General features: G+C 54.3%; 22 protein-coding genes, 1 pseudogene and 1 riboswitch. Of the genes and pseudogenes, 12 read left to right on the top strand and 11 right to left on the bottom strand.

The window, feature by feature from the left end; all coding sequences use genetic code 11:
- Positions 1-40 precede the first annotated feature (40 nt).
- Together D3H35_RS14310 and D3H35_RS14315 are read right to left on the bottom strand one after the other, a co-directional pair.
- On the bottom strand, positions 41-385 hold the full coding sequence (locus D3H35_RS14310; protein ID WP_119149988.1) for a hypothetical protein: 345 nt from the start codon (positions 383-385) through the stop codon (positions 41-43).
- Between the two features lie 103 nt (positions 386-488).
- Positions 489-1,385: a cation diffusion facilitator family transporter gene (locus D3H35_RS14315; protein ID WP_325050074.1), complete on the bottom strand. Its 897-nt coding sequence runs from the start codon at positions 1,383-1,385 to the stop codon at positions 489-491.
- A gap of 350 nt (positions 1,386-1,735) precedes the next feature.
- Here D3H35_RS14315 and D3H35_RS14320 point away from each other — a divergent pair, with 350 nt between their 5' ends.
- The 3 genes from D3H35_RS14320 to D3H35_RS14330 are packed head-to-tail and all read left to right on the top strand — an operon-like array spanning position 1,736 to position 5,034.
- Positions 1,736-3,190 carry a circularly permuted type 2 ATP-grasp protein gene (locus D3H35_RS14320; RefSeq protein WP_119149990.1) on the top strand — a complete coding sequence of 485 codons (1,455 nt, stop codon included), beginning with the start codon at positions 1,736-1,738 and terminating at the stop codon, positions 3,188-3,190.
- Between the two features lie 27 nt (positions 3,191-3,217).
- Positions 3,218-4,171 (top strand): alpha-E domain-containing protein, encoded by a 954-nt coding sequence (locus tag D3H35_RS14325; RefSeq protein WP_158594115.1) that lies wholly within the window; start codon positions 3,218-3,220, stop codon positions 4,169-4,171.
- Entirely contained in the window at positions 4,168-5,034 is an 867-nt protein-coding gene (locus D3H35_RS14330) for a transglutaminase family protein (protein ID WP_119149992.1), read from the top strand. Before D3H35_RS14325 ends, D3H35_RS14330 begins: the two co-directional genes overlap by 4 nt.
- Before the next feature lie 133 nt (positions 5,035-5,167).
- Here D3H35_RS14330 and D3H35_RS14335 read toward each other — a convergent pair whose 3' ends face one another.
- Positions 5,168-6,217, bottom strand: a complete 1,050-nt coding sequence (locus D3H35_RS14335; protein WP_119149993.1) for a YeiH family protein — start codon at positions 6,215-6,217, stop codon at positions 5,168-5,170.
- 124 nt (positions 6,218-6,341) lie between these two features.
- Here D3H35_RS14335 and D3H35_RS14340 point away from each other — a divergent pair, with 124 nt between their 5' ends.
- Complete coding sequence (locus tag D3H35_RS14340; RefSeq protein WP_119149994.1) at positions 6,342-7,238, top strand: LysR family transcriptional regulator; 897 nt, start codon at positions 6,342-6,344, stop codon at positions 7,236-7,238.
- Positions 7,239-7,246: 8 nt separating this feature from the next.
- On the opposite strand, the gene D3H35_RS14345 is transcribed toward D3H35_RS14340, so the two are convergent.
- A complete protein-coding gene (locus D3H35_RS14345) occupies positions 7,247-7,891 on the bottom strand; it encodes a DsbA family oxidoreductase (protein ID WP_119149995.1) in 645 nt (214 codons plus the stop codon).
- Positions 7,892-8,038: 147 nt separating this feature from the next.
- On the opposite strand from D3H35_RS14345, the gene D3H35_RS14350 reads away from it, so the two are divergent.
- Both D3H35_RS14350 and D3H35_RS14355 read left to right on the top strand, forming a co-directional pair.
- Positions 8,039-8,866, top strand: a complete 828-nt coding sequence (locus tag D3H35_RS14350; RefSeq protein ID WP_119149996.1) for an aldo/keto reductase — start codon at positions 8,039-8,041, stop codon at positions 8,864-8,866.
- Between the two features lie 172 nt (positions 8,867-9,038).
- Positions 9,039-9,335 (top strand): RrF2 family transcriptional regulator, encoded by a 297-nt coding sequence (locus D3H35_RS14355; RefSeq protein ID WP_411675151.1) that lies wholly within the window; start codon positions 9,039-9,041, stop codon positions 9,333-9,335.
- 3,913 nt (positions 9,336-13,248) lie between these two features.
- Here D3H35_RS14355 and D3H35_RS14370 read toward each other — a convergent pair.
- Complete coding sequence (locus tag D3H35_RS14370) at positions 13,249-13,611, bottom strand: hypothetical protein (protein ID WP_119149999.1); 363 nt, start codon at positions 13,609-13,611, stop codon at positions 13,249-13,251.
- 1,646 nt (positions 13,612-15,257) lie between these two features.
- On the opposite strand from D3H35_RS14370, the gene D3H35_RS32445 reads away from it, so the two are divergent.
- A complete protein-coding gene (locus D3H35_RS32445; RefSeq protein WP_233567937.1) occupies positions 15,258-15,491 on the top strand; it encodes a hypothetical protein in 234 nt (77 codons plus the stop codon).
- A gap of 492 nt (positions 15,492-15,983) precedes the next feature.
- Positions 15,984-16,118, top strand: a complete 135-nt coding sequence (locus tag D3H35_RS33555) for a hypothetical protein (protein WP_267901393.1) — start codon at positions 15,984-15,986, stop codon at positions 16,116-16,118.
- A gap of 396 nt (positions 16,119-16,514) precedes the next feature.
- On the opposite strand, the gene D3H35_RS33560 is transcribed toward D3H35_RS33555, so the two are convergent.
- A complete protein-coding gene (locus D3H35_RS33560) occupies positions 16,515-16,643 on the bottom strand; it encodes a hypothetical protein (protein WP_267901394.1) in 129 nt (42 codons plus the stop codon).
- 108 nt (positions 16,644-16,751) lie between these two features.
- Positions 16,752-16,931: riboswitch (cyclic di-AMP (ydaO/yuaA leader) on the bottom strand.
- 302 nt (positions 16,932-17,233) lie between these two features.
- Here D3H35_RS33560 and D3H35_RS14380 point away from each other — a divergent pair.
- Entirely contained in the window at positions 17,234-17,941 is a 708-nt protein-coding gene (locus tag D3H35_RS14380) for a hypothetical protein (protein ID WP_199728523.1), read from the top strand.
- A 79-nt stretch (positions 17,942-18,020) separates the two neighbouring features.
- Here the strand turns inward: D3H35_RS14380 and trxA are convergent, their stop codons facing one another.
- The 3 genes and pseudogenes from trxA to D3H35_RS14395 form a co-directional block, all read right to left on the bottom strand.
- Entirely contained in the window at positions 18,021-18,332 is a 312-nt protein-coding gene (gene trxA / locus D3H35_RS14385) for a thioredoxin (RefSeq protein WP_119150001.1), read from the bottom strand.
- Positions 18,333-18,416: 84 nt separating this feature from the next.
- Complete coding sequence (locus D3H35_RS14390) at positions 18,417-18,842, bottom strand: RrF2 family transcriptional regulator (protein ID WP_119150002.1); 426 nt, start codon at positions 18,840-18,842, stop codon at positions 18,417-18,419.
- A 111-nt stretch (positions 18,843-18,953) separates the two neighbouring features.
- Positions 18,954-19,780, bottom strand: a pseudogene (locus D3H35_RS14395) (aldo/keto reductase).
- A gap of 147 nt (positions 19,781-19,927) precedes the next feature.
- Here D3H35_RS14395 and D3H35_RS14400 point away from each other — a divergent pair.
- A complete protein-coding gene (locus D3H35_RS14400) occupies positions 19,928-20,572 on the top strand; it encodes a DsbA family oxidoreductase (RefSeq protein ID WP_119149995.1) in 645 nt (214 codons plus the stop codon).
- A gap of 8 nt (positions 20,573-20,580) precedes the next feature.
- Here the strand turns inward: D3H35_RS14400 and D3H35_RS14405 are convergent, their stop codons facing one another.
- Positions 20,581-20,916, bottom strand: a complete 336-nt coding sequence (locus tag D3H35_RS14405) for a LysR substrate-binding domain-containing protein (protein WP_119150004.1) — start codon at positions 20,914-20,916, stop codon at positions 20,581-20,583.
- On the opposite strand from D3H35_RS14405, the gene D3H35_RS34160 reads away from it, so the two are divergent.
- Positions 20,909-21,070, top strand: a complete 162-nt coding sequence (locus tag D3H35_RS34160) for a LysR substrate-binding domain-containing protein (protein ID WP_158594116.1) — start codon at positions 20,909-20,911, stop codon at positions 21,068-21,070. The two genes, D3H35_RS14405 and D3H35_RS34160, sit on opposite strands and share 8 nt — an antisense overlap.
- Positions 21,071-21,075: 5 nt before the next feature.
- Positions 21,076-21,315 (top strand): LysR substrate-binding domain-containing protein, encoded by a 240-nt coding sequence (locus D3H35_RS34165; protein WP_158594117.1) that lies wholly within the window; start codon positions 21,076-21,078, stop codon positions 21,313-21,315.
- A gap of 8 nt (positions 21,316-21,323) precedes the next feature.
- Here D3H35_RS34165 and D3H35_RS14420 read toward each other — a convergent pair whose 3' ends face one another.
- On the bottom strand, positions 21,324-21,968 hold the full coding sequence (locus D3H35_RS14420) for a DsbA family oxidoreductase (RefSeq protein ID WP_119149995.1): 645 nt from the start codon (positions 21,966-21,968) through the stop codon (positions 21,324-21,326).
- Positions 21,969-22,005: the final 37 nt, after the last annotated feature.

A 22,005-nucleotide genomic window follows, 5' to 3' on the forward strand; every position in this document is an offset into this window, starting at 1 on the left:
CGCCTGTTCGTGGAGGTTCCAGGGGTGATGTTTAATGTGGTTATCGGTTTTCGGCACAGCGTCCACGTCCGTGCACGGCTGTTGTGGTTACGGTATAACGCGTATTGTTGACGATACCGAACTTCCTGGCCAGAGCCGGACTGATGTCGAACGTATTCTGGGTGCATTCGCCTCCGCTATCGGTGAACGCGCTAACGAATTGGCTGACAGCTTTGCGGCGGAGCTTAACGACGGTTCCGTCCGGAATGGCTTTTTCGGGCAAGCCGTCTTCCGCCGCTCCTCCGCAATCCGTCGTAATGACGATCGAATTTGCTCCGTTAATGGGCCTACTGATGAAAATGTCGTGCACACCGGTGAAAACCGTTTGTTTTCTAGAGACGCGCATCGGTTGAGCCGCCTTTCCCCTCTTGGAGTCATCCCTGTAAGGTATGATGTGCCAGGGCGGCAGGAGTGGGTGCGCTAGCTTGGTTGGCGTCGCAGGTATCGGCTTAATCTTCTCCCTCGTACCAAGGATTCAAGTGAATCATGACTTCGACGACGTCGGAATCGGCATTCATGATGTGTTGTTTGATTTCGCGGCTAATGTCATGGCCCTGCTGAATAGAATACTCGCCCGGAACGCCGACTCGGAGATCGACCATGATGTAGTGGCCGTGCTCTCTCGCTCTAATCCGATCGATCCGTTTGATGTCGTCGATATTTCTGATGAGCTGCTCGTAATGCTCAAGCTTCTCGGCGGGGACGTTGCGTTCCATCAGGATGTCGACCGAATCGCGTCCGATCTCGTACGCCAGCTTGAGGACGAGAAGCGACACGATGATGCCTGCGATCGGGTCGCCATAAGTTGCCCATGCCCAGCCGTAATGCTCTCCTGCGAGGCCGAGGCCGATGCCGAGCACGGCGGCGGCGGAAGCGTACACGTCGGCCAGATGATCGTAGGCTGTGGCGAGAACGCTTTTGCTGTTGGTTGCTCTTCCGATTCGAATCGTATAGACGTACAACGCTTGTTTCCAAAGGAGCGAGACAAGTGCCGCAATGAGAGGATACCAGCTCTCTTGCCCTGCCGGCTCGTTCATTGCCCGAATGGATTCCGCTCCGATCCAGAGAGCCGCAAGCACGAGAATGACGGAGACGAATGCCGAGGCTACGACCTCGGCTTTGCCGTGCCCGTAAGGGTGATCGTCGTCGGCGGGCTTCTTGGAAACCATCGAAGAGGTTAGCGCCGCGACCGTGGCGATGATATCCCCGGCGTTGTGGACGCCGTCTGCGAGCAGGACGGGACTGGCAAAAAGGACCCCTGCCGCGAGTTTTATAATCGTCAACAGAACGTTGCTGATCAAGCTGATCCAGATCGCCGCGAGTGCGGAAGTATGCCTTTGTGCCACAATGATTGCTCCTTCAAATAAAGTTTGCCGCGCGCAAAATAAACAAAAAAGCCTTCAACCCTAGGGTTGAAGGCTTGTCGACATATCGGTTGAAAATACGCAAATAATAACCATGGGTACAACCACCGCTCTCTTGCTATCTTTTACGAACGCATCTTATTCATTTTAACACAGGCAGCGAGATTCGGCCAATCAATGAAATTTGTAGACATATGACGAAAGAGCGACATCGTATGTTAAGTATACGTCAATATACGAGGTGAATTGGCGGTTATATGTAATGAATATTGACATTATCTTGCTGTGGGCATATGATTACATTAAAACCCAATCGGAGAGGGAAGATGCGCATGGAAAAGCTTAACGAGAGAACGGCGGGCGCGCCAACCTCCCCTTTTTACGATGAGATGTTCGACGAGAAGGGTGTCCGGAAGCATTATTCGAAAGCCGATCACGTTCTGTCGAGAATGACGATCGAGGAGCGGGCGAACAGGCAGAACCGCTTGAACAGCAGACTTCTGGAGGAGGGCATTACGTTCACTCTCGCGCAGCCGGATCAGGCGGAAGCTCTCGAACGAACGATCCCGTTCGATCTTGTGCCGCGCATCATTCCCGCAGACGAATGGGAAATCATCGAGCAAGGGACGCGCCAGCGGGTCCGGGCTCTCAACGCCTTTATCGCCGACATCTATCATGAGCAATGCATTCTGAAGGATGGCCTGGTGCCGCGCCGGATGGTTATGGGCAACCGGTACTTCCGGACGGAGATGATGCGGCTTCCCGTGCCGGGCGGCACGTACATTACGACCTCGGGCATCGATTTGGTCCGCGACGACAAAGGGCAATATTTCGTCCTCGAAGACAATCTCCGTTCGCCTTCCGGTTTCTCCTACGTGTTCAAGAGCCGTTCCATTATGACGCATGACTTTCCCGAAATGTACTTCAATTACTCCGTTCGGGGAATCGATCGCACACTGCAGGATTTCCGGTCCGCTCTCCGCAATCTGGCTCCGAACGACAAGGGCGAGCCGGTCATGGCGCTGCTCACGCCCGGCAGCTTCAATTCCGCTTACTTCGAGCATACCTTCCTCGCGCAGCAGCTCGGCCTTACTCTCGTCGAAGGGCGTGACCTGGTGTGCCGGGACAATAAAATATATATCCGAGGAATTGACGGTTTACGCAAGGTTGACGTGCTGTACCGGCGCATAGACGACGATTTTCTCGATCCGCTGTCCTTCCGGCCGGATTCGATGCTTGGGGTTCCCGGACTGATGAACGCTTACCGATTCGGCAACATTACGATTGCGAATGCGCCCGGAACGGGAGTGGCCGACGATAAGGCTATCTACACGTTCGTGCCGGAGATGATTCGGTACTACTTGAACGAACGGCCTATCTTGAACAATGTGCCGACCTATTTAATGAGCCGTCCCGAGGAGCGGGAGTTCGTTCTGGAGCGTCTGGAAGAGATGGTCGTCAAGGAAACGTCGCTATCCGGCGGGTACGGGATGCTGATCGGACCTTCGTCCACGGAATGGGAACGGGAGCTGTTCGCGGCGAAAATCCTCGAAAACCCCGACAACTATATTGCCCAGCCTACCGTAAAGCTGTCGACTTCGCCTGTCAGCGTCGATGGCCATCTCGTGTCCCGGCATATCGACCTGAGGGTGTTCGCCCTCATGGACGGACGCAACGTGCATGTGCTTCCCGGAGGACTAACCAGGGTGGCGATGAAAGAGGGATCGTTGGTCGTCAACTCCTCGCAGGGTGGCGGCTGTAAAGATACTTGGGTGCTGTCGGTCTAACGGAGCGTAAGCTGAGGAGGGATGTCCATGCTGGAACGCATTGCGGAATCGTTGTTTTGGATAGGCCGTTACACCGAACGGGCGGAAAATCACGCGCGTCTGCTAGACGTCTATTATCATCTGAGAGAGGAATCCGATGCTTCCGGAGATACGGTGTGGAAGCGGATAGCCGAGGCAATCGGCGACACCGCTCTATACGAGGAGCGCCATGAGGCTTATCGCGAACGCGACGTTATCCACTTTTTGACGCTGGATACGGCTCAAGGCAATTCGCTTCTCTGCTGCGTCAGCCATGCGCGGGACAATTTGAAGAAAATTCGCGAGCAGCTGCCCGCCGAGCTGTGGAACCTGATGAACGGCTTCTACTTATGGCTCAAATCGGTTAAGCTCGACGAGGTGCTGCAGGATTCTCCCCACGGCTTTTTCCAGAAGGTCAAGGAAGGGCTGGCGGCATTCCAAGGAACCGCAGTATCGATCGTCGTTCGCGACGAGTCGTGGCACTTGATGGAAATCGGACGCTACCTGGAACGTTCGGAGAACATCGTTCGTCTGCTGCAATCGGTTCGCCGAACGCTGCCGGATTCCAAGGAGTCGTCTTACGGCTACACGATGGCGCTGCTCAAATCGGTCGGCGGCGCGGAAGCTTTCCGGCGGCTGGGGCTTGTGGAAATGTCGCTTGAGGAAGTATGCCGCTTTCTTGTTCTTCAGGAGACGTTCCCTCGTTCCGTTCAATTCGCGATCGCTTCCTTCGAAAACCGGCTGAAGTCGCTGCGCGGTCAGGCGGATAAATCCGGCAGCGAGCTGGAGCGCGTTATCCGTCTTGCAGGCAAAACCCGATCGGAGCTTGGCTGGCTCGAACGGCACGATCTTACGCTCGACAATTTGGATTCCGTCCTGCAGCAGCTGCTGTCGAGCAATCGGCAGCTCGGGGATGCGATGGACAAATACTTTTTTTCCCCGGGACGGGAGGTCACCGCATGAAGCTCGAAATTCGTCATACGACCCGCTACAAGTACGGCTCTTCGGTTACGGACAGTGTCAATGAAATCCGGCTGACGCCCCGTACGGATGAGCGGCAGGCTTGTTATCATCATCGCTTGACGATCGAGCCGAACGTGCCTCTCGTATCCTATGAGGATTTTTTCGGCAATCGGGTTCATTCGTTCACGGCGAACGATCCGCACAAGGAGCTTGTGATTACCTCGCACTCCACCGTCGTTACGCGCGATCGCGATGTGACGCGAGCTGCGGAATGGGGAGCCGAGGAATCGTGGGGGAGGCTTCGCACCCCGGATTTTATCGATGCCAATGCGGAGTATCTGTTGCCGACCCACTATGTAACGCTCCAACAGAAGGTGAAGGAGTATGCCGCGGGCATCGGAGGGGCGGACGAGGGCGTGTTCGGTTTTATCCGGCATGCGGCAGCGAGGGTGTTCGGCGATTTCGAGTATCGGCCTTTGTCGACGGGAGTTCATACGACGGCGGAGGAGCTCGTCGGGATCGGTTCGGGAGTCTGTCAGGACTTCGCCCATCTCTTGCTCGCTATTTGCCGCCTTCGGGGCGTTCCGGCCCGCTATGTGAGCGGATACCACTTCGTCGGCGATTTGCAAGGGAGGGACGCCGATTTCGAGCAAGCCTCCCATGCCTGGGTGGAAGCGTACGTGCCGGGAGTCGGCTGGCAAGGAATCGACCCTACCAACAACAATTTGATTGATTGGCGGTATGTAAAGCTCGGGCACGGACGAGACTATATGGACATCGTTCCGGTCAAGGGCATTTATCGGGGCACGGCGGAGCAGAAGCTCCACGTGACGGTGGATGTGCAGCTGGCGGAGACGGGATAGGGAATTGCGTGGAGGCGATGTTGTATTCTGCTCCGCTCGGACGAAAGCTATTAGAAGCAGCGATGAAGAAAGCAACCCCCGTGAGGCGCGGTAAGACGCGATTCCCGGGGGTTTTATTGCGGATTGACGAGTGTTAGAGAGTAAACCATACAATCGTCGACAATGCGGCCGATGCGACCGCCATGGCGGCAAGCGGACGAAGCGCCCGGCTGCGAAGATCGCGCAAGCTGACGTTCAGGCCGAGGCCGGCCATAGCCATGGCAAGCAAGAGAGTCGTAAGCAACGAGACTCCGTGGAGCGTCGGAGCGGGATTGTCGAGGACGTTCGGAAGCAAGTAGCTGCCAACCAGGCTCATGGCGACGAAACCGAGCAAAAACCATGGAAAAGGGAAGCGTTGAATCGTGCCCGCTTCTTCGCCCGTCTTGTCCTTATGCTTGCGCTTCATCCAGGCGGCCAGCATCAAGCACACGGGAAGGAGCAGAAATACGCGGCAGAGCTTGGCGAGAAGACCTTCTGCCAGGGCGTCCGGCCCTCCGGCAGAGGCGGCCATGGCGACGTGGGCGACTTCATGCAGCGTGAGTCCGGACCAGATTCCGTAGACGGAGGGATCCATAGGGAGCCAAGGCTGCAGCAACGTATACAACGCGGCAAACGCCGTGCCAAGCAAGGCAATCAGTCCAGCGCCGATGGCGGTGTCTTCGTCCTTCGAGCGGATAATCGGCGACACCGCGGCGATAGCCGCTGCTCCGCATATGCCGGTGCCTATCGCTAGAAGCAGCGTCAAAGCGCGATCGGCTTTGAACAGCCGGCCGAGCAGCAGTACGGCGGCCAGCGCGAACGCGATTGTGCCGGCGCTGCGGGCAAGCAGAGGAAGGCCGAGTCCGAGCAACTCGCTAACGTTCAGCTTAAGGCCGAACAAGACGATAGCTGCGCGAAGCAGCGTTCCCGACGATAATCGGATTCCCGGACGAAGCGCCTCGGGATAATGAAACAAGTGGCGGTACAGGGTAGCCAAGAACAGCGTGCATGCTAGAGCGCCCAATCGATCCAATCCCGGCAGAAGGGATAAGGTCCATCCAAGCAAGGCGAGGAGGAAAGTAAGCAATATGCCCCCTGCAAGAGGCGGGACCGGGAAAGCTGAAAAGGGGTTGGCGGTAATAGGCGTTTGCGGCTTGGCTATCATGCGGGTCGACCTCCGATGCTGATGAACGTATCTTCAGCATACATGGCATGGTATAATAAGAAAAATTAATTATAATAATCGACAAAATAACTATTTGATTATAAATGGGAAGGACTCTGACCCGATGGATCAGGCTTTAAAGGTGTTTGTTATGGTGGCGGATACGCGCCACTTCTCCCATGCGGCGGAAAAGCTGCATATGACGCAGCCGGCCGTCAGCCAGCAAATCCGAACGTTGGAACAGCGGTTCAACGTTCGTCTTCTTGAACGGAACAACAAATCCGTTTCGTTGACCAAGGCAGGGGAAATCGTCCTTCACCATGCGCGGGAAATAGCCGGTCTATACCGCCGGATGGAGGAAATGGTCGACGAGCTCGTGCATTACACGGGAGGGCCTCTTAGCATCGGGGCCAGCTATACGTTCGGAGAGTATGTGTTGCCGAAAGCGCTCGCTCGCCTCAGCGTCGATTACCCCGATATCCAGCCGGCAATAACGATCGGCAATACATCGGATATCGCGCAAAAAGTAAGAAACCGAGAGCTGGACGTCGGCATCGTGGAAGGGGAGGAAATCGGCAGCGGCTTGGAGGTCGAACGGTTATCGGAGGATGCCATGTACATCGCGGTCGGAGCCGGTCATCCGCTGGCGAATACCGCGAGCGTCGCGCCGGAACGGCTGTCCGAGCAGACGTGGCTCGTGAGGGAAATCGGCTCCGGCACGCGTGCGGCAACCGAGGGGATGTTCGCCGAATTCGGCATTCATCCCAAGCGGTTAATGGAGATGGGCAGCACCCAGTCGATCAAGGAAACGGTTGAAGCGGGCTTGGGGCTCACGCTCCAGTCCAATCTATGCTTGCGCAAGGAGCTTGGATTGGGAACGCTTAAGCTGCTGGATGTCGCGGGGTTGCCTGTTCGGCGCAACTTCCACATTCTCATCCGGGTAGGCGATCTGCGCACTCGCACGTTAGATGTCTTCTTGGAGGCGCTTCGCCTCGTAACGGCGGAAATGAATGAGATTTAAGCCGGGATTCAGGCTCCCGTTTCCTGAGCGATTTTTCGGAAAGCGGCCAGAAACTGGGAAGCCGGATAAGCTCCGGACAAGGCGAACTTTCCGTTGACGACAAAGAAGGGAACTCCGGTAATGCCCATGCCGCGCGCCATCTCGAAATCGCGGTTTATTTCTTCATTGCCTTCTCCGGATTCCAAGCGCCGAACCCAGTCGGTCGTGTCCGCTCCGTCGATTTCATTGCCGATAGCTAGAAGCACGTCCAACGAAGCGATATCGAGTCCATCCTCGAAATAAGCTTTCATGACCGCTTCTACCCATTCGGCCCGGAGGTCTTCCGGCACGATGACCGTCAGTCGGTGGGCGAGCACGGTATTCGGCATGCGAGTTACGTTGTCGAACCGGAAAGTAACGCCGACCGCCGCACCTGCCTCCGTTACTCGGGCAAGCATGGGAGCGATCTTGTCTTCGCCGCCGAATTTTTGTCCCATGTGGCTCTTGAACGGCTTGCCCTCAGGAGGTAAGCTTGGGTCGAGCTGATAAGCGTGATACGTAACGGGGATCGTCTCTCCGGTTGCCGCTTCCCACTGCGCTAACGCGTCGTACAAATTGCTTTTGCCGATCCGGCACCATGGACAAACCATGTCGGAATACAGATCGATTTTCATCCGCTTCACCTCTCTATTGTCGGTAGCACTCATCCTTCACAGTATGGCAGACAAGCGGCCGTCGTACAATGTGCGCGATCGGAACGGCAGTGGTAAAATGATGCAATAACGAACGGGACGAAAGCTGGCAAAGGAGGCTGAGCGAACATGGCATTATCGATCGGATCGACGGTAGAATTGCTGAATGGAGTTCTGATGCCCCGATTGGGGCTCGGGGTATGGCGCACTCCGGAAGGCGAGCAAACCGAGGAAGCGGTAACGGCCGCGCTGAATGCAGGCTATCGGAGTATCGACACGGCTTCGCTGTACGAGAACGAGGGCGGAGTCGGGCGTGCGATAAGAGAGTCGGGTATTGCGCGAGAGGAAATTTTCGTCACGACCAAGGTGTGGAACAACGAACAAGGCTACGATAATACTTTGAATGCTTTTCGAAACAGCCTTGAACGGCTGCAAATGGATTATGTCGACTTGTACTTGGTTCATTGGCCGGTTGCGGGCAAGTATTTGGAAACTTATAAAGCGATCGAGCATTTGTACGAGCAAGGCAAAGTTCGAGCTATCGGCGTCAGCAACTTTCTGATTCATCATCTGGAGGATTTGATGGGCTCCTGCCGGATCAAGCCGATGGTTAATCAGGTGGAGTTTCATCCTCTGCTGACCTCGAAGAAGCTGCTTATGTTTTGCCGAAAGGAAGGCATACAGCTTGAGTCCTGGCGGCCTCTCATGCAAGGAAGGCTGGATATCCCTCTCATTCGCGAGCTTGCGTCCAAATACGGCAAAACGCCGGCTCAAATCGTGCTGAGGTGGCATTTGCAGCAGGGGGTCGTAACGATTCCGAAGTCGGTTCGCAAGGAACGTATTGAGGAAAATGCCGATTTGTACGATTTCGAGCTCGCTCCCGAGGATATCGTTCGGATCGATGGCCTTAATGAAGATCGAAGGTTCGGGGCGGATCCGGATCGCGTCGATTTCTAACGGCATTGCCGGATAAACCGCTGCCGTAAGCGAAATAATACGGTGGGCACACCCTTGACATTTTTAACTGTAACTGATAGTATTACAGTAATCACCGGGAGGCGCCGCACATGAACAGTGAATTCGTTATAGCGGTCCACAGCCTTGTGCTTCTGGCCACCACCCTGAAGGAATGGCTTCCAGCGAAGAAATCGCGGCGAATGTCTGTACGAATCCGGCGCGAGTGCGCAAGGTGATGAGCTGTCTTCGCAAGAACGGCATCGTCGATACGCGCGAGGGCTCGGGCGGAGGCTACAAGCTGTGCAAGCCGCCGGAACGGCTGACGCTCGCCGATGTCTATCGCGCATTGGCGGCTGGCTCTCTTGCCCCGAGCTGGTGCAGCGGCAATCCCGAGGGGGATTGCGTGGTCCAGCTTCCAACAATGGGAGAGGTGATGGATTCCGTCTTTTGCGGGGGCGGTCAAGCTTGAACTGTACTTCGACGGAATTCCACATTGGGCAGATGCTGTCGCGGGTAAGGGCGAAAGCACAAGTTGATTCTGGGGGGAGCGGTAGATTAGAGATAAACCGATCATATCATAGGGAACTTACATCGATCATAATGAGAATAGCGAGAGATGTAACATGCAGTCGCCGTAACGAAAGACAAGCGTTCAATGAAACGCGTCGCTCAAGGCGTATCCCTCTTGGATTTTTGGGCTCGTGGTTGCGGACCTTGCAACAATGCAGCTTTCCGATTCCGAAGAGCTTTCCAGAGTGAGTTGAAAGGGCCAAGACCATCGCAAAATCAACGCTCGACGGAAGAGCCTGAAATCGCCAGGCCAATTCGGCGTTAATGAGCATTCGACGCTGATCCTCTTCAAAGACGGTCAGCCGCGTTCGACAAATTGGTCGCGTCTGCAATCAAAAGGGAAGCTTTGAAATCCAGAATCGACGAAGCCACTTAAGATTCGCTTTAATACAAAAAACCACGCTTCATGCGAGCCCTTATCGGCCGTATGAGGCGTGTTTGCGTTTGAACGGGAATCTGTTAGAAACGGATGCGCAAGTCGGTGTCTGGCGCTTTGCTCCAACAGGCTTTGGCAATCCGTCGAGCAGAGCTCCGTGTCGTCCATGTCCGTTCGTGCAAAAAGTGATGCTCTCCTCGATTGTCCGCTGATCTCGAAAAAGTCTTTTCCAGCGTTAGGACATTCTTTCCGATGCGACATTCGAGTCGAGCAATTCGTCGTTCATATCATTCCATTTCGATTTGATCCGGAAATTTCGACCCTTGATTCCGGAAATTTCGCAATTTGACCCCGGCCCATTTCGTCGTTTTTAATACAGAAGACGTCGGCATTCAAGGCGGAGAGATTCGCTTTTACTCCGACCATGTCGAGCCTTTAACGTGGGCGACGGTCGTTTGTAATTCCCGCCGGCAACATCGGCTTTCCAATTCCGCACATTTCGACTTTTAGCTCCGCAACATCGTTGCTCAGAGTCCGCGACATCGGCTTTTAGCTCCTTCAACATCGGCTTTCAATTCGCGAACATCGGCTTTTAGCTCTGCGACATCGGCTTGCACTTGGCCATGTCGGCCTTTTAAGCGTTGGCGACGGCCGTTTTTAATCCGCGAATCCGCTTTAGCTCCGCAACATCGGCTTCAATTCCGCGATACGCCCTTCACTTCAAAACCATGTCGGCTTTCAGCGTTGCTCGACATCGGACCGAAGCCCCGATGACAATGTCGAGGATAAGATCTAATTTTTCATCCACTTTGCGGCCTCCTCCGGCCCAGTCAAAAAATAGATTGACCGGTGCTTTCCGCTAATTGCATTATCGTAGCATATGGCTTCCGCTTCGTCTATAAATCGCAGGATAGATTGAAAAAAAAGTACTGTAAAAATCATGAATCGTTTGATGGCGGCAATGCTGAGGATAACGGAAGATCGATGGTCAAGTAATCGCTTTCCATTGAGCTGCAAGGTGGAATCATCGTTATTTCGCCGATTTCGGTTTTACGCGGAATTTTGAAGGAGATATGATTCAGATTCGTATTCGCGCTGTTTTACTTGATTATACGGTCGTATCGCTTGAAATTTCCGAACTTGGGAAAACGGGGGAACCGAGCGCGGCAGGCTGATACGGTTGTCAGCAGCCTTCGCAGTGGGTGTGAATCTTTCCGAGACGTTTGTCTTGGAGGTAGGGCGAGCCTTCTGCCGTCCGAATCCGTTCAAGCTAACCGTGCGTAAGCGTAGAAGAGGATTTGACAGTTGGATATCTTTGGTGTGTGACCTGCAGGGATCCTGTTTCTGCGGATTTTTGTCTGACGTTAAGAAATACTACTCAGACAATCCGCAAAAACGGGGAGAGAAACAACGACATGGTCAGCAGGCTCAAACGTTTCTGATCGGCAAAGCCGATGAATCGACCCCACCTCGAAGACGAGAAGCTCTCCAGCTTAAGGCGTTGCCGTCCTCTCGTCCGATCGCTTTCGTGTCGATACGGGACGGAACAAATTTTGCTCGTGCTCATTACGCTAGGCTTCGCTAAGCCATTATTTGTTTTCCATCCGATCTCCATCGCGGTGCTCGGACTACTGCTAATCCTCATTCTCTCCTACCGGCAAACGATTTTTCGTACCTTCCGGCGGGCGGGCATATATTGTGGCCAAGGACAATCTGGGCACCGCATCGGGGCTTGTGGCGCGGCGGGCTCCCTCCTGTCGAACTACATTCTACCCCCGGTTGCGGTAAAGCTCCTCGCGGGACGGATGCGGATTACCTCTGCATTTCCTTCCCTGCCACGATTTATCGGGTGCCCCATTGCTTGCTCTGATTGTCATGCGCTGCTTACGAGTTTTTGGAATTTGCGGGGACAACAGTCCGCGTCCGTCCTTGCGTATCCCGTCTATTTGTTTCGTCGCGCCGTCTTCTTTTGATTCGTCGCCGGGGCGTCAAATTGGATGTCGAAGGAGTCCATGCCAGCATCCCCGGAATGGGGAAGCGCGTCAAAAACATTAGCTTGTTTTATTATGCTTCAAGGCGTTCAGCTCGGGCTGCTCGGCGCTTACCGGAGTCGAGGCCGTGTCCAACGCAATCCCGAACTTCCAAGAAGCCGGCGGAAAAAAAACGCGGCGGAATTGACTTGGTCATGATGGGAAATCATACTAGGCGTCATGTTCCTCGGCATCAGCTTGCTGCTTACGGCTTCGGCATTGCCCGAACGAAAGGAAACCGTCGTTTCCCAAATCGCGGAACGCGACGTTCGGCGCGGCGTATCTATTACGCGATTCAGGCCGTGACGGCGCTCGATTCTTGTTCTTGAGCGCGAACACGCCTACTCGGCCTTTCCGCTGCTGGCGTTCATGCTGGCCAAAGATAAGTCATTGCCGCATATGTTCAAGGTGCGGGGAGACCGCTCGGCTTTTCGAACGGCATATTATGCTGGCGTATTGTCTGCGCTGTCATCATTTTGTTTCACGGGACAACGGAAATTCTATTCCGCTCTACGCGGTAGGGTTTTCATCCCGTTCCACAAAACCTCTCTCAGCTCGGGCATGATGATTCGTTGGGTTGAAGGTGAAGCGGCAGGCTGGGCCCGTCAAGCTCGCGATCAACACGATCGCTGCTGACTACGCTTACCATTACGCTCATTTCTATGTTACCAAGTTCAGTCAATGTGATTGTATTCGTTTTTTCCTTCCGATTCGTCATTCTTCGTGTTTTTTCCGGTATTCAAAAGGCATTTAGCATGAACATTCGCCGATCAGTTGCGGATCGATATAGACGAAGGAAAAGCCGGCATTCAAGGGGAGCACATTCGTCATTCCGTGTCGCCGGCATTAGAGGTCGTTCTTGCATTCGATCAGCTACGCGAATCATGACCGACAACGTCGCTGCGGTTTACGTCGAGCTTCGATGAAAGAAGAAAATCCGCGTATGGAGAAAAGTGGGAGAGCACAATGGAAACCCGGGCGTCCGGCTTATGTGCTGCGGTTCCCGGTACCGAAGCTCATGAGGCCTCTGATCAAGGTTTCAATCGATACAGTCGCAGTGGGAAGACGGCGAGACGGATCACATCACGATACTCATCCGCAATTCATTACCAAGCATTGCGTGGCAAAATCTTCTCCACAACCAGACGAGTCTTGCTCATTCGGGCTTACTTGTACAATTCAGAAGGATTAGTCGTCATCGCACGGTGCCGTTTCATCTGAACAGGTAACTCGTTAACGACAGCTAAAAAAGCGAAGCTCCCCTAAGGACGGCTTCGCTTTTTTTTGCAAGCGCTTAGATGGTCCCCATTGGCCGTGCACGATCGATACCAGCTTCCAATGCGGCTGCCCGCTCGGCACGAATACAACGACAAGGCTTTTCCAATCCCATGCCGCCGTTCTTGCGTTTACCGGATAATGTACTCGACGAGGAGGCTTTCGGTGACCGCCAAATATTGGAGGGCCCGTATTTCCCGTTCGAGACAGCCTTTCCTGCGCTTTACGTGCGGCGCATCGGCAAAATCCTGGTCGTACACGAATTTTTCGAAGTAATTCGCCGAAAAGTCAGTCGGATCGGATCTCCGCTGCCGTCGCGCGCTTCTCCCCATTCGTATGTTGTCGCGTCCTTGAAGGAAGAGCTCCGCGCGGCTTTGAATACGAGATTCCTTGTCGACGTCGATGTTGAGAGTAGGGGGAAAATTGCAGTCCCCGAATTCCGGATCGATCCATGAAGCGAGACTTTTCAAATGCGCGGTCTCGCAAATTATCAACGACAGTCCTTCGCGCGGCCTTCAGCTTACTCCCGCATCCGCGGGTTGGATTCAGGCGGGGCGGTTATCGACCGTTTCGGACGCGCAGCGAAGCGGGACGTGCCCGCCGACGCGTTGCGGTATCGACGGGGAGTGTGACGCGGATCCCGTAATTCTGCTTGGCATCGTCATCGCGGGCGCTACCGCCGCATCGCGGGGGGCCAAGAAGCGCGGGAGAAGGCCGCGGTAAGCCAAAACGTTGAAAATCGAGCATTCAGGCAGCTAGGAGGACGTCGGGCAAAATATTTTCAACCGCCTTTCGACCGTAACCTATCGTTCTTTTTTGCGTCTAAAGCATATACTCAGGAACCGCAAGGAGGAAGTGAATGCATGCGCAGATTGTCCACCGTTGCTTACCGCCGGCCCTTTCTCGCGCTTACTTTGGGGCGGAAGCGGCGTTAGCGCCCGCCGATGACGCATTGCCAGCCAGATTACGGATCCCGCGTCAGCAACAAACCCCCCGTCGATACCGCAACCGTCGGCGGCACGTCCGCTTCGCCTGCGCGTCGAAACCGTCGATGTACCGCCCCGCCTGCAATCCGAACCCGCGGATGCGGAGTCCACGCTGAAGGCCGCGCCGAAGGATGTCGTTGATAATTTGCGATACCGCGATTGAAAAGTCCGCTTCATGGATCATCCGGATCGGGTGACTGCAATTTTCCCCCTACTCTCACATCCGACGTCGACAAGGATCTGTATTCAAAGCCGCCGAGCTCCCTTCCTTCAGGACGCGAACAACATACGAATGGGGAAGCGCCGACGGCAGCGGGAGATCCGATCCGACTGACTTTCGCGATTACTTCGAAAAATTCGTGTACGACCAGATTTTGCCGATGCGGCGAACGTAAGCGCAGGAAAGCTGCTCCCCGGAACGGGAAATACGCCCTCCAAAATATTTTGGAGTCTACCCGAAGCCTCCTTCGTCGAGCTACCATTATCCGGAACCGACAAGAACGCCGGCACTGGATGGAAAAGCCTTGTCGCTGTATTTCGTGCCGAGCGGCAGCGATGGAAGCTGGTATCGCATCGTGCACGGCCAATGGACCATTCTAAGCAGCTGCAAAAAAAAGCGAAGCCTCTTTATGGGGAAGCTGACGCTTTTTAGCTGTCGTTAACGATTACCTGTTCAGATGAAACGCACCGTCGCGATGACGATATCCTTCTGATTGTACAAGTAAGCCCGAATGAGCAGACTCGTCTGGTTGTGGAGAAGATTGTTGCCACCAATGCTTGGTAATGAATTGCGGGATGAGTATCGTGATGTTGATCCGTCTCCGCCGTCTTCCACTCGACTGTATCGATGAAACTTGATCAGAGGCCTCATGACGCTTCGGTACCGGGAAAAACCCCCCCCCCCCGGGGGCAGCCACAATAAGCCGGGACGCCGGGGTTCCATTGCACCCACTTTTCCTCATACGCCGGATTCTTCTTCATCGAAAGCCGACCGTAAACCGCAGCACGTTGTTCGGTCAATGACTTCGCGACTTATCGAATGAAAGAACGACCCTCGTAATGCCGGCGGACCAAGACGATAGTGCTTCCCCTTGATATGCGGCTTTTCTTCGTCATATATCCGATTCCGCAACTGATCGGCGATGTTCATTGTAATGCCCTTTGATTACGGAAAAACCCGAGAGATGACGATCGGAAAGGCGAAAACGAATACCATCCACACTTTGACTGAACTTGGTAAAAATAAAAATGAGCGTGAATTGGGTAAGCGTAGTCAGCATGTTGCCGATCGTGTTGATCGCCAGCTTGACGGGGCCAGCCTGCCGGCGCTTCACCTTCAACCAACGAATCATCATGCCGAGGCTGAGAGAGGAGTGGAACTTGGATGAAACACCCTACCGCGTAGACGGAAATAAGATTCTCCGTGTCCCCGTGAAACCAAAAGTGATGAGCAGCGCAGACCAATACGCCCAGCAAATAATGCCGGTTCAAAAGCCGAGCCGGGTTCTCCCCGCACCTTGAACATATGCGGCATTAACTATCTTTGGCCAGCATGAACGCCTAGCAGCGGAAAGGCCGAGTAGGCAGTGTCGCGGCCAAGAACAGATGAGCGCCGTCACGGCCTGGAAACGCGTAAAGATAACGCCGCGCCCGACTCGCGTTTCGCATTTGGGAAACGGACCGGTTCCTTTTCGTTCCGGGGCAATGCCGAAGCCGTAAGCAAGCAAGCTGATGCCGAGGAACATTGACGCCATAGGTATGATCCCATCATGACCAATGTCAATCGCCGCGTTTTTTTCCGCCGGCTTCTTGAAGTTCGGGATTGCGTTGGACACGGCCTCGACTCGGTAAGCGCCGAGCAGCCCCGAAGCTGAACCGCCTTGAGCAAAATAAACAAGCTAATGTTTGTTGGAGCCGGCGCTTCCCATTCGGGGATGCTGGGCATGACTCCGTTCGACCCATCAATTGACGCCCCCGGCGACATCAACACGAAGACGGCCGCGACGAACAAATAGACGGGATACGCAAGGACGGACGCGGACTCCGTTGTCCCCCGCAAATTCAAAATCGTAAGCAGCGCAATGACAATCAGAGCAATGGGCACCCGATAATCGTGCAGGGAAGGAAATGCAGAGGTAATCGCAATCCGTCCCGCCGAGGAGCTTACCGCAACCGTAAGAATGTAGTCGACAAGAGGCAGCCGCCCGCCACAAAGCCCCGATGCGCGTGCCCAGATTGTCCTTGGCCACAATATAGCCCCGCCGCCGGAAAGGGTAGCGAAAAAATCGGTTTGCGGTTAGGAGCAGAATGAGGATTAGCAGTAGTCGAGCACCCGATGGAGATCGGAATGGAAAAACCATATGCAAAGCGAAAGCCTAGCGTAATGAGCACGACCAAAATTTGTTCCGTCCCTATGCGACGGACGAAAGCGCATCGGACGAGAGGACGGCAAGCGCCTTAAGCTTGGGAGCTTCTCGTCTTCGAGGGTGGGTCGATTTCATCGGCTTGCCGATCAGAAACCGTTGAAGCCTGCTGACCATGTCGTTGTTTCTCTCCCGTTTCGGATTGTCTGAGTATTATTTCTACGCCAAGACAAAAATTCCGCAGAAACAGGGATCCTGCAGGTTCAACACAAGATATCCAACTGTCACTCCTCCTTCTAACGCTTACGAGGTTAGCTGACGGATTCGGACGGCAAGAAGGCTCGCCCTACCTCCAAGACAAACGTCTCGGAAAGATTCACCCCATGCGAAGGCTGCTGACACCGTTCAGCCTGCGCGCTCGGTTCCCCCGTTTTCCCAAGTTCGGAAATTCAGCGATACGACGCGTATAATCAAGTACAGCGCGAATCACGAATTGAATCATACTCCTTCAAATTCCGCCTGTAAAACCGAAAATCGGCCGAAATAACGATGATTCCACCCTATCGCAGCTAATGGAAGCGATTACTTGACCATCGATCTTCCGTTATCCTCGCAAATTGCCGCCAATCAAACGATTTCATGATTTTTACAGTATTTTTCAATCTATCCTGCGATTTATAGACGAAGCGGAAGCCATATGCTACGATAAATGCAATAGCCGGAAGCACCGGTCAAATCTATTTTTGACTGGGCGAGGAGGCCGCAACGTGGATGAAAAATTAGATCTTATCCTCGAAATTGTCATCGGGCTTCGGTCCGATGTCGAGACGCTGAAAGCCGACATGGTTGAAGTGAAGGGCGATATCGCGGAATTGAAAGCCGATGTTGCGGAGCTAAAAGCGGATGTCGCGGAATTAAAAACGGACGTCGCCACGTTAAAGGCCGACATGGCCGAAGTGAAAGCCGATGTCGCAGAGCTAAAAGCCGATGTCGCGGAATTGAAAGCCGATGTTGCGGAGCTAAAAGCCGATGTCGCGGAATTGAAAGCCGATGTTGCGGAGCTAAAAGTCGATGTCGCGGAATTGAAAGCCGATGTTGCGGAATTACAAACGGACGTCGCCACGTTAAAGGCCGACATGGTCGGAGTAAAAGCGAATCTCTCCGCCTTGAATGCCGACGTCTCTGTATTAAAAACCGAAATGGCCGGGGTCAAATTCGAAATTTCCGGAATCAAGGTCGAAATTTCCGGGATCAAATCCGAAATGGATGATATGAAAACGACGATTGCTCGACTCGATGTCCGCATGGAAAGAATGTCCCTAACGCTGGAAAAGACTTTCGAGACAGCGGGACAATCGAAGGAGAGCATCACTTATTTGCACGAAGGACATGGACGACACGAGCTTCTGCTCGACGAGATTGCCAAAAGCCTGTTGGAGCAAAGCGCCAGACACCGACTTGCCCATCCGTTCTAACAGCTTCCCGTTCAACGCAAAAACACGCCTCATACGGCCGATAAGGGCTCGCATGAGGCGTGTTTTTGTATAAGACGACTTACAGGTGGCTCGCGATTCTGGATTTCAAAGCTTCTTTGGATTGCAGACCGACCAATTTGTCGACCGGCTGACCGTCTTTGAAGAGGATCAGCGTCGGAATGCTCATAACGCCGAATTGGCTGGCGATTTCAGGCTCTTCGTCGACGTTGATTTTGCCGATGGTAGCTTGGCCTTTCAACTCCTCGGAAAGCTCTTCGACGATCGGAAGCTGCATTTTGCAAGGTCCGCACCACGGAGCCCAAAAATCCAAGAGGGATACGCCTTGAGCGACGGTTTCATTGAAGCTGTCTTTCGTTACGGCGACTGCCATGTTACATCTCTCCTATTCTCATTATGATCGAATGTAAGCCCTATGATGATCGGGTATCTCTAATCTACCCGCTCCACCCAGCAATCAAACTTGCTGCTTCGCCCTTACCCGCGACAGCATCTGCCCAATGGTAATTCCGTCGAAGTACAGTTCAAGCTGATGATCCGCCCCGCAAAAGACGGAATCCATCACCTCTCCCATGTTGGAGCTGACCACGCAATCCCCCTCGGGATTGCCGCTGCACCAGCTCGGGGCAAGAGAGCCAGCCGCCAATGCGCGATAGACATCGGCGAGCGTCAGCCGTTCCGGCGGCTTGCACAGCTTGTAGCCTCCGCCCGAGCCCTCGCGCGTATCGACGATGCCGTTCTTGCGAAGACAGCTCATCACCTTGCGCACTCGCGCCGGATTCGTACAGACATTCGCCGCGATTTCTTCGCTGGAAGCCATTCCTTCAGGGTGGTGGGCCAGAAGCACAAGGCTGTGGACCGCTATAACGAATTCACTGTTCATGTGCGGCGCCTCCCCGGTGATTACTGTAATACTATCAGTTACAGTTAAAAATGTCAAGGGTGTGCCCACCGTATTATTTCGCTTACGGCAGCGGTTTATCCGGCAATGCCGTTAGAAATCGACGCGATCCGGATCCGCCCCGAACCTTCGATCTTCATTAAGGCCATCGATCCGAACGATATCCTCGGGAGCGAGCTCGAAATCGTACAAATCGGCATTTTCCTCAATACGTTCCTTGCGAACCGACTTCGGAATCGTTACGACCCCCTGCTGCAAATGCCACCTCAGCACGATTTGAGCCGGCGTTTTGCCGTATTTGGACGCAAGCTCGCGAATGAGAGGGATATCCAGCCTTCCTTGCATGAGAGGCCGCCAGGACTCAAGCTGTATGCCTTCCTTTCGGCAAAACATAAGCAGCTTCTTCGAGGTCAGCAGAGGATGAAACTCCACCTGATTAACCATCGGCTTGATCCGGCAGGAGCCCATCAAATCCTCCAGATGATGAATCAGAAAGTTGCTGACGCCGATAGCTCGAACTTTGCCTTGCTCGTACAAATGCTCGATCGCTTTATAAGTTTCCAAATACTTGCCCGCAACCGGCCAATGAACCAAGTACAAGTCGACATAATCCATTTGCAGCCGTTCAAGGCTGTTTCGAAAAGCATTCAAAGTATTATCGTAGCCTTGTTCGTTGTTCCACACCTTGGTCGTGACGAAAATTTCCTCTCGCGCAATACCCGACTCTCTTATCGCACGCCCGACTCCGCCCTCGTTCTCGTACAGCGAAGCCGTGTCGATACTCCGATAGCCTGCATTCAGCGCGGCCGTTACCGCTTCCTCGGTTTGCTCGCCTTCCGGAGTGCGCCATACCCCGAGCCCAATCGGGGCATCAGAACTCCATTCAGCAATTCTACCGTCGATCCGATCGATAATGCCATGTTCGCTCAGCCTCCTTTGCCAGCTTTCGTCCCGTTCGTTATTGCATCATTTTACCACTGCCGTTCCGATCGCGCACATTGTACGACGGCCGCTTGTCTGCCATACTGTGAAGGATGAGTGCTACCGACAATAGAGAGGTGAAGCGGATGAAAATCGATCTGTATTCCGACATGGTTTGTCCATGGTGCCGGATCGGCAAAAGCAATTTGTACGACGCGTTAGCGCAGTGGGAAGCGGCAACCGGAGAGACGATCCCCGTTACGTATCACGCTTATCAGCTCGACCCAAGCTTACCTCCTGAGGGCAAGCCGTTCAAGAGCCACATGGGACAAAAATTCGGCGGCGAAGACAAGATCGCTCCCATGCTTGCCCGAGTAACGGAGGCAGGTGCGGCGGTCGGCGTTACTTTCCGGTTCGACAACGTAACTCGCATGCCGAATACCGTGCTCGCCCACCGACTGACGGTCATCGTGCCGGAAGACCTCCGGGCCGAATGGGTAGAAGCGGTCATGAAAGCTTATTTCGAGGATGGACTCGATATCGCTTCGTTGGACGTGCTTCTAGCTATCGGCAATGAAATCGACGGAGCGGACACGACCGACTGGGTTCGGCGCTTGGAATCCGGAGAAGGCAATGAAGAAATAAACCGCGATTTCGAGATGGCGCGCGGCATGGGCATTACCGGAGTTCCCTTCTTTGTCGTCAACGGAAAGTTCGCCTTGTCCGGAGCTTATCCGGCTTCCCAGTTTCTGGCCGCTTTCCGAAAAATCGCTCAGGAAACGGGAGCCTGAATCCCGGCTTAAATCTCATTCATTTCCGCCGTTACGAGGCGAAGCGCCTCCAAGAAGACATCTAACGTGCGAGTGCGCAGATCGCCTACCCGGATGAGAATGTGGAAGTTGCGCCGAACAGGCAACCCCGCGACATCCAGCAGCTTAAGCGTTCCCAATCCAAGCTCCTTGCGCAAGCATAGATTGGACTGGAGCGTGAGCCCCAAGCCCGCTTCAACCGTTTCCTTGATCGACTGGGTGCTGCCCATCTCCATTAACCGCTTGGGATGAATGCCGAATTCGGCGAACATCCCTCGGTTGCCGCACGCGTGCCGGAGCCGGTTATCGGAGGATGCCATGTACATCGCGGTCGGAGCCGGTCATCCGCTGGCGAATACCGCGAGCGTCGCGCCGGAACGGCTGTCCGAGCAGACGTGGCTCGTGAGGGAAATCGGCTCCGGCACGCGTGCGGCAACCGAGGGGATGTTCGCCGAATTCGGCATTCATCCAAGCGGTTAATGGAGATGGGCAGCACCCAGTCGATCAAGGAAACGGTTGAAGCGGGCTTGGGGCTCACGCTCCAGTCCAATCTATGCTTGCGCAAGGAGCTTGGATTGGGAACGCTTAAGCTGCTGGATGTCGCGGGGTTGCCTGTTCGGCGCAACTTCCACATTCTCATCCGGGTAGGCGATCTGCGCACTCGCACGTTAGATGTCTTCTTGGAGGCGCTTCGCCTCGTAACGGCGGAAATGAATGAGATTTAAGCCGGGATTCAGGCTCCCGTTTCCTGAGCGATTTTTCGGAAAGCGGCCAGAAACTGGGAAGCCGGATAAGCTCCGGACAAGGCGAACTTTCCGTTGACGACAAAGAAGGGAACTCCGGTAATGCCCATGCCGCGCGCCATCTCGAAATCGCGGTTTATTTCTTCATTGCCTTCTCCGGATTCCAAGCGCCGAACCCAGTCGGTCGTGTCCGCTCCGTCGATTTCATTGCCGATAGCTAGAAGCACGTCCAACGAAGCGATATCGAGTCCATCCTCGAAATAAGCTTTCATGACCGCTTCTACCCATTCGGCCCGGAGGTCTTCCGGCACGATGACCGTCAGTCGGTGGGCGAGCACGGTATTCGGCATGCGAGTTACGTTGTCGAACCGGAAAGTAACGCCGACCGCCGCACCTGCCTCCGTTACTCGGGCAAGCATGGGAGCGATCTTGTCTTCGCCGCCGAATTTTTGTCCCATGTGGCTCTTGAACGGCTTGCCCTCAGGAGGTAAGCTTGGGTCGAGCTGATAAGCGTGATACGTAACGGGGATCGTCTCTCCGGTTGCCGCTTCCCACTGCGCTAACGCGTCGTACAAATTGCTTTTGCCGATCCGGCACCATGGACAAACCATGTCGGAATACAGATCGATTTTCATCCGCTTCACCTCTCTATTGTCGGTAGCACTCATCCTT

This window comes from Cohnella faecalis (assembly GCF_003570905.1).
Taxonomy (GTDB): domain Bacteria; phylum Bacillota; class Bacilli; order Paenibacillales; family Paenibacillaceae; genus Cohnella; species Cohnella faecalis.

Excerpts from the sequence above, each read along its gene's own strand:
- D3H35_RS14310 (WP_119149988.1), bottom strand. The coding sequence starts at position 385 with ATGCGCGTCTCTAGAAAACAAACGGTTTTCACCGGTGTGCACGACATT.
- D3H35_RS14320 (WP_119149990.1), top strand. The coding sequence starts at position 1,736 with ATGGAAAAGCTTAACGAGAGAACGGCGGGCGCGCCAACCTCCCCTTTT.
- D3H35_RS14325 (WP_158594115.1), top strand. The coding sequence starts at position 3,218 with ATGCTGGAACGCATTGCGGAATCGTTGTTTTGGATAGGCCGTTACACC.
- D3H35_RS14330 (WP_119149992.1), top strand. The coding sequence starts at position 4,168 with ATGAAGCTCGAAATTCGTCATACGACCCGCTACAAGTACGGCTCTTCG.
- D3H35_RS14335 (WP_119149993.1), bottom strand. The coding sequence starts at position 6,217 with ATGATAGCCAAGCCGCAAACGCCTATTACCGCCAACCCCTTTTCAGCT.
- D3H35_RS14340 (WP_119149994.1), top strand. The coding sequence starts at position 6,342 with ATGGATCAGGCTTTAAAGGTGTTTGTTATGGTGGCGGATACGCGCCAC.
- D3H35_RS14345 (WP_119149995.1), bottom strand. The coding sequence starts at position 7,891 with ATGAAAATCGATCTGTATTCCGACATGGTTTGTCCATGGTGCCGGATC.
- D3H35_RS14350 (WP_119149996.1), top strand. The coding sequence starts at position 8,039 with ATGGCATTATCGATCGGATCGACGGTAGAATTGCTGAATGGAGTTCTG.
- D3H35_RS14355 (WP_411675151.1), top strand. The coding sequence starts at position 9,039 with ATGGCTTCCAGCGAAGAAATCGCGGCGAATGTCTGTACGAATCCGGCG.
- D3H35_RS32445 (WP_233567937.1), top strand. The coding sequence starts at position 15,258 with ATGCCCTTTGATTACGGAAAAACCCGAGAGATGACGATCGGAAAGGCG.
- D3H35_RS33560 (WP_267901394.1), bottom strand. The coding sequence starts at position 16,643 with ATGGTCAGCAGGCTTCAACGGTTTCTGATCGGCAAGCCGATGAAATCG.
- trxA (WP_119150001.1), bottom strand. The coding sequence starts at position 18,332 with ATGGCAGTCGCCGTAACGAAAGACAGCTTCAATGAAACCGTCGCTCAA.
- D3H35_RS14390 (WP_119150002.1), bottom strand. The coding sequence starts at position 18,842 with ATGAACAGTGAATTCGTTATAGCGGTCCACAGCCTTGTGCTTCTGGCC.
- D3H35_RS14400 (WP_119149995.1), top strand. The coding sequence starts at position 19,928 with ATGAAAATCGATCTGTATTCCGACATGGTTTGTCCATGGTGCCGGATC.
- D3H35_RS34160 (WP_158594116.1), top strand. The coding sequence starts at position 20,909 with ATGTACATCGCGGTCGGAGCCGGTCATCCGCTGGCGAATACCGCGAGC.
- D3H35_RS14405 (WP_119150004.1), bottom strand. The coding sequence starts at position 20,916 with ATGTACATGGCATCCTCCGATAACCGGCTCCGGCACGCGTGCGGCAAC.
- D3H35_RS34165 (WP_158594117.1), top strand. The coding sequence starts at position 21,076 with ATGGGCAGCACCCAGTCGATCAAGGAAACGGTTGAAGCGGGCTTGGGG.
- D3H35_RS14420 (WP_119149995.1), bottom strand. The coding sequence starts at position 21,968 with ATGAAAATCGATCTGTATTCCGACATGGTTTGTCCATGGTGCCGGATC.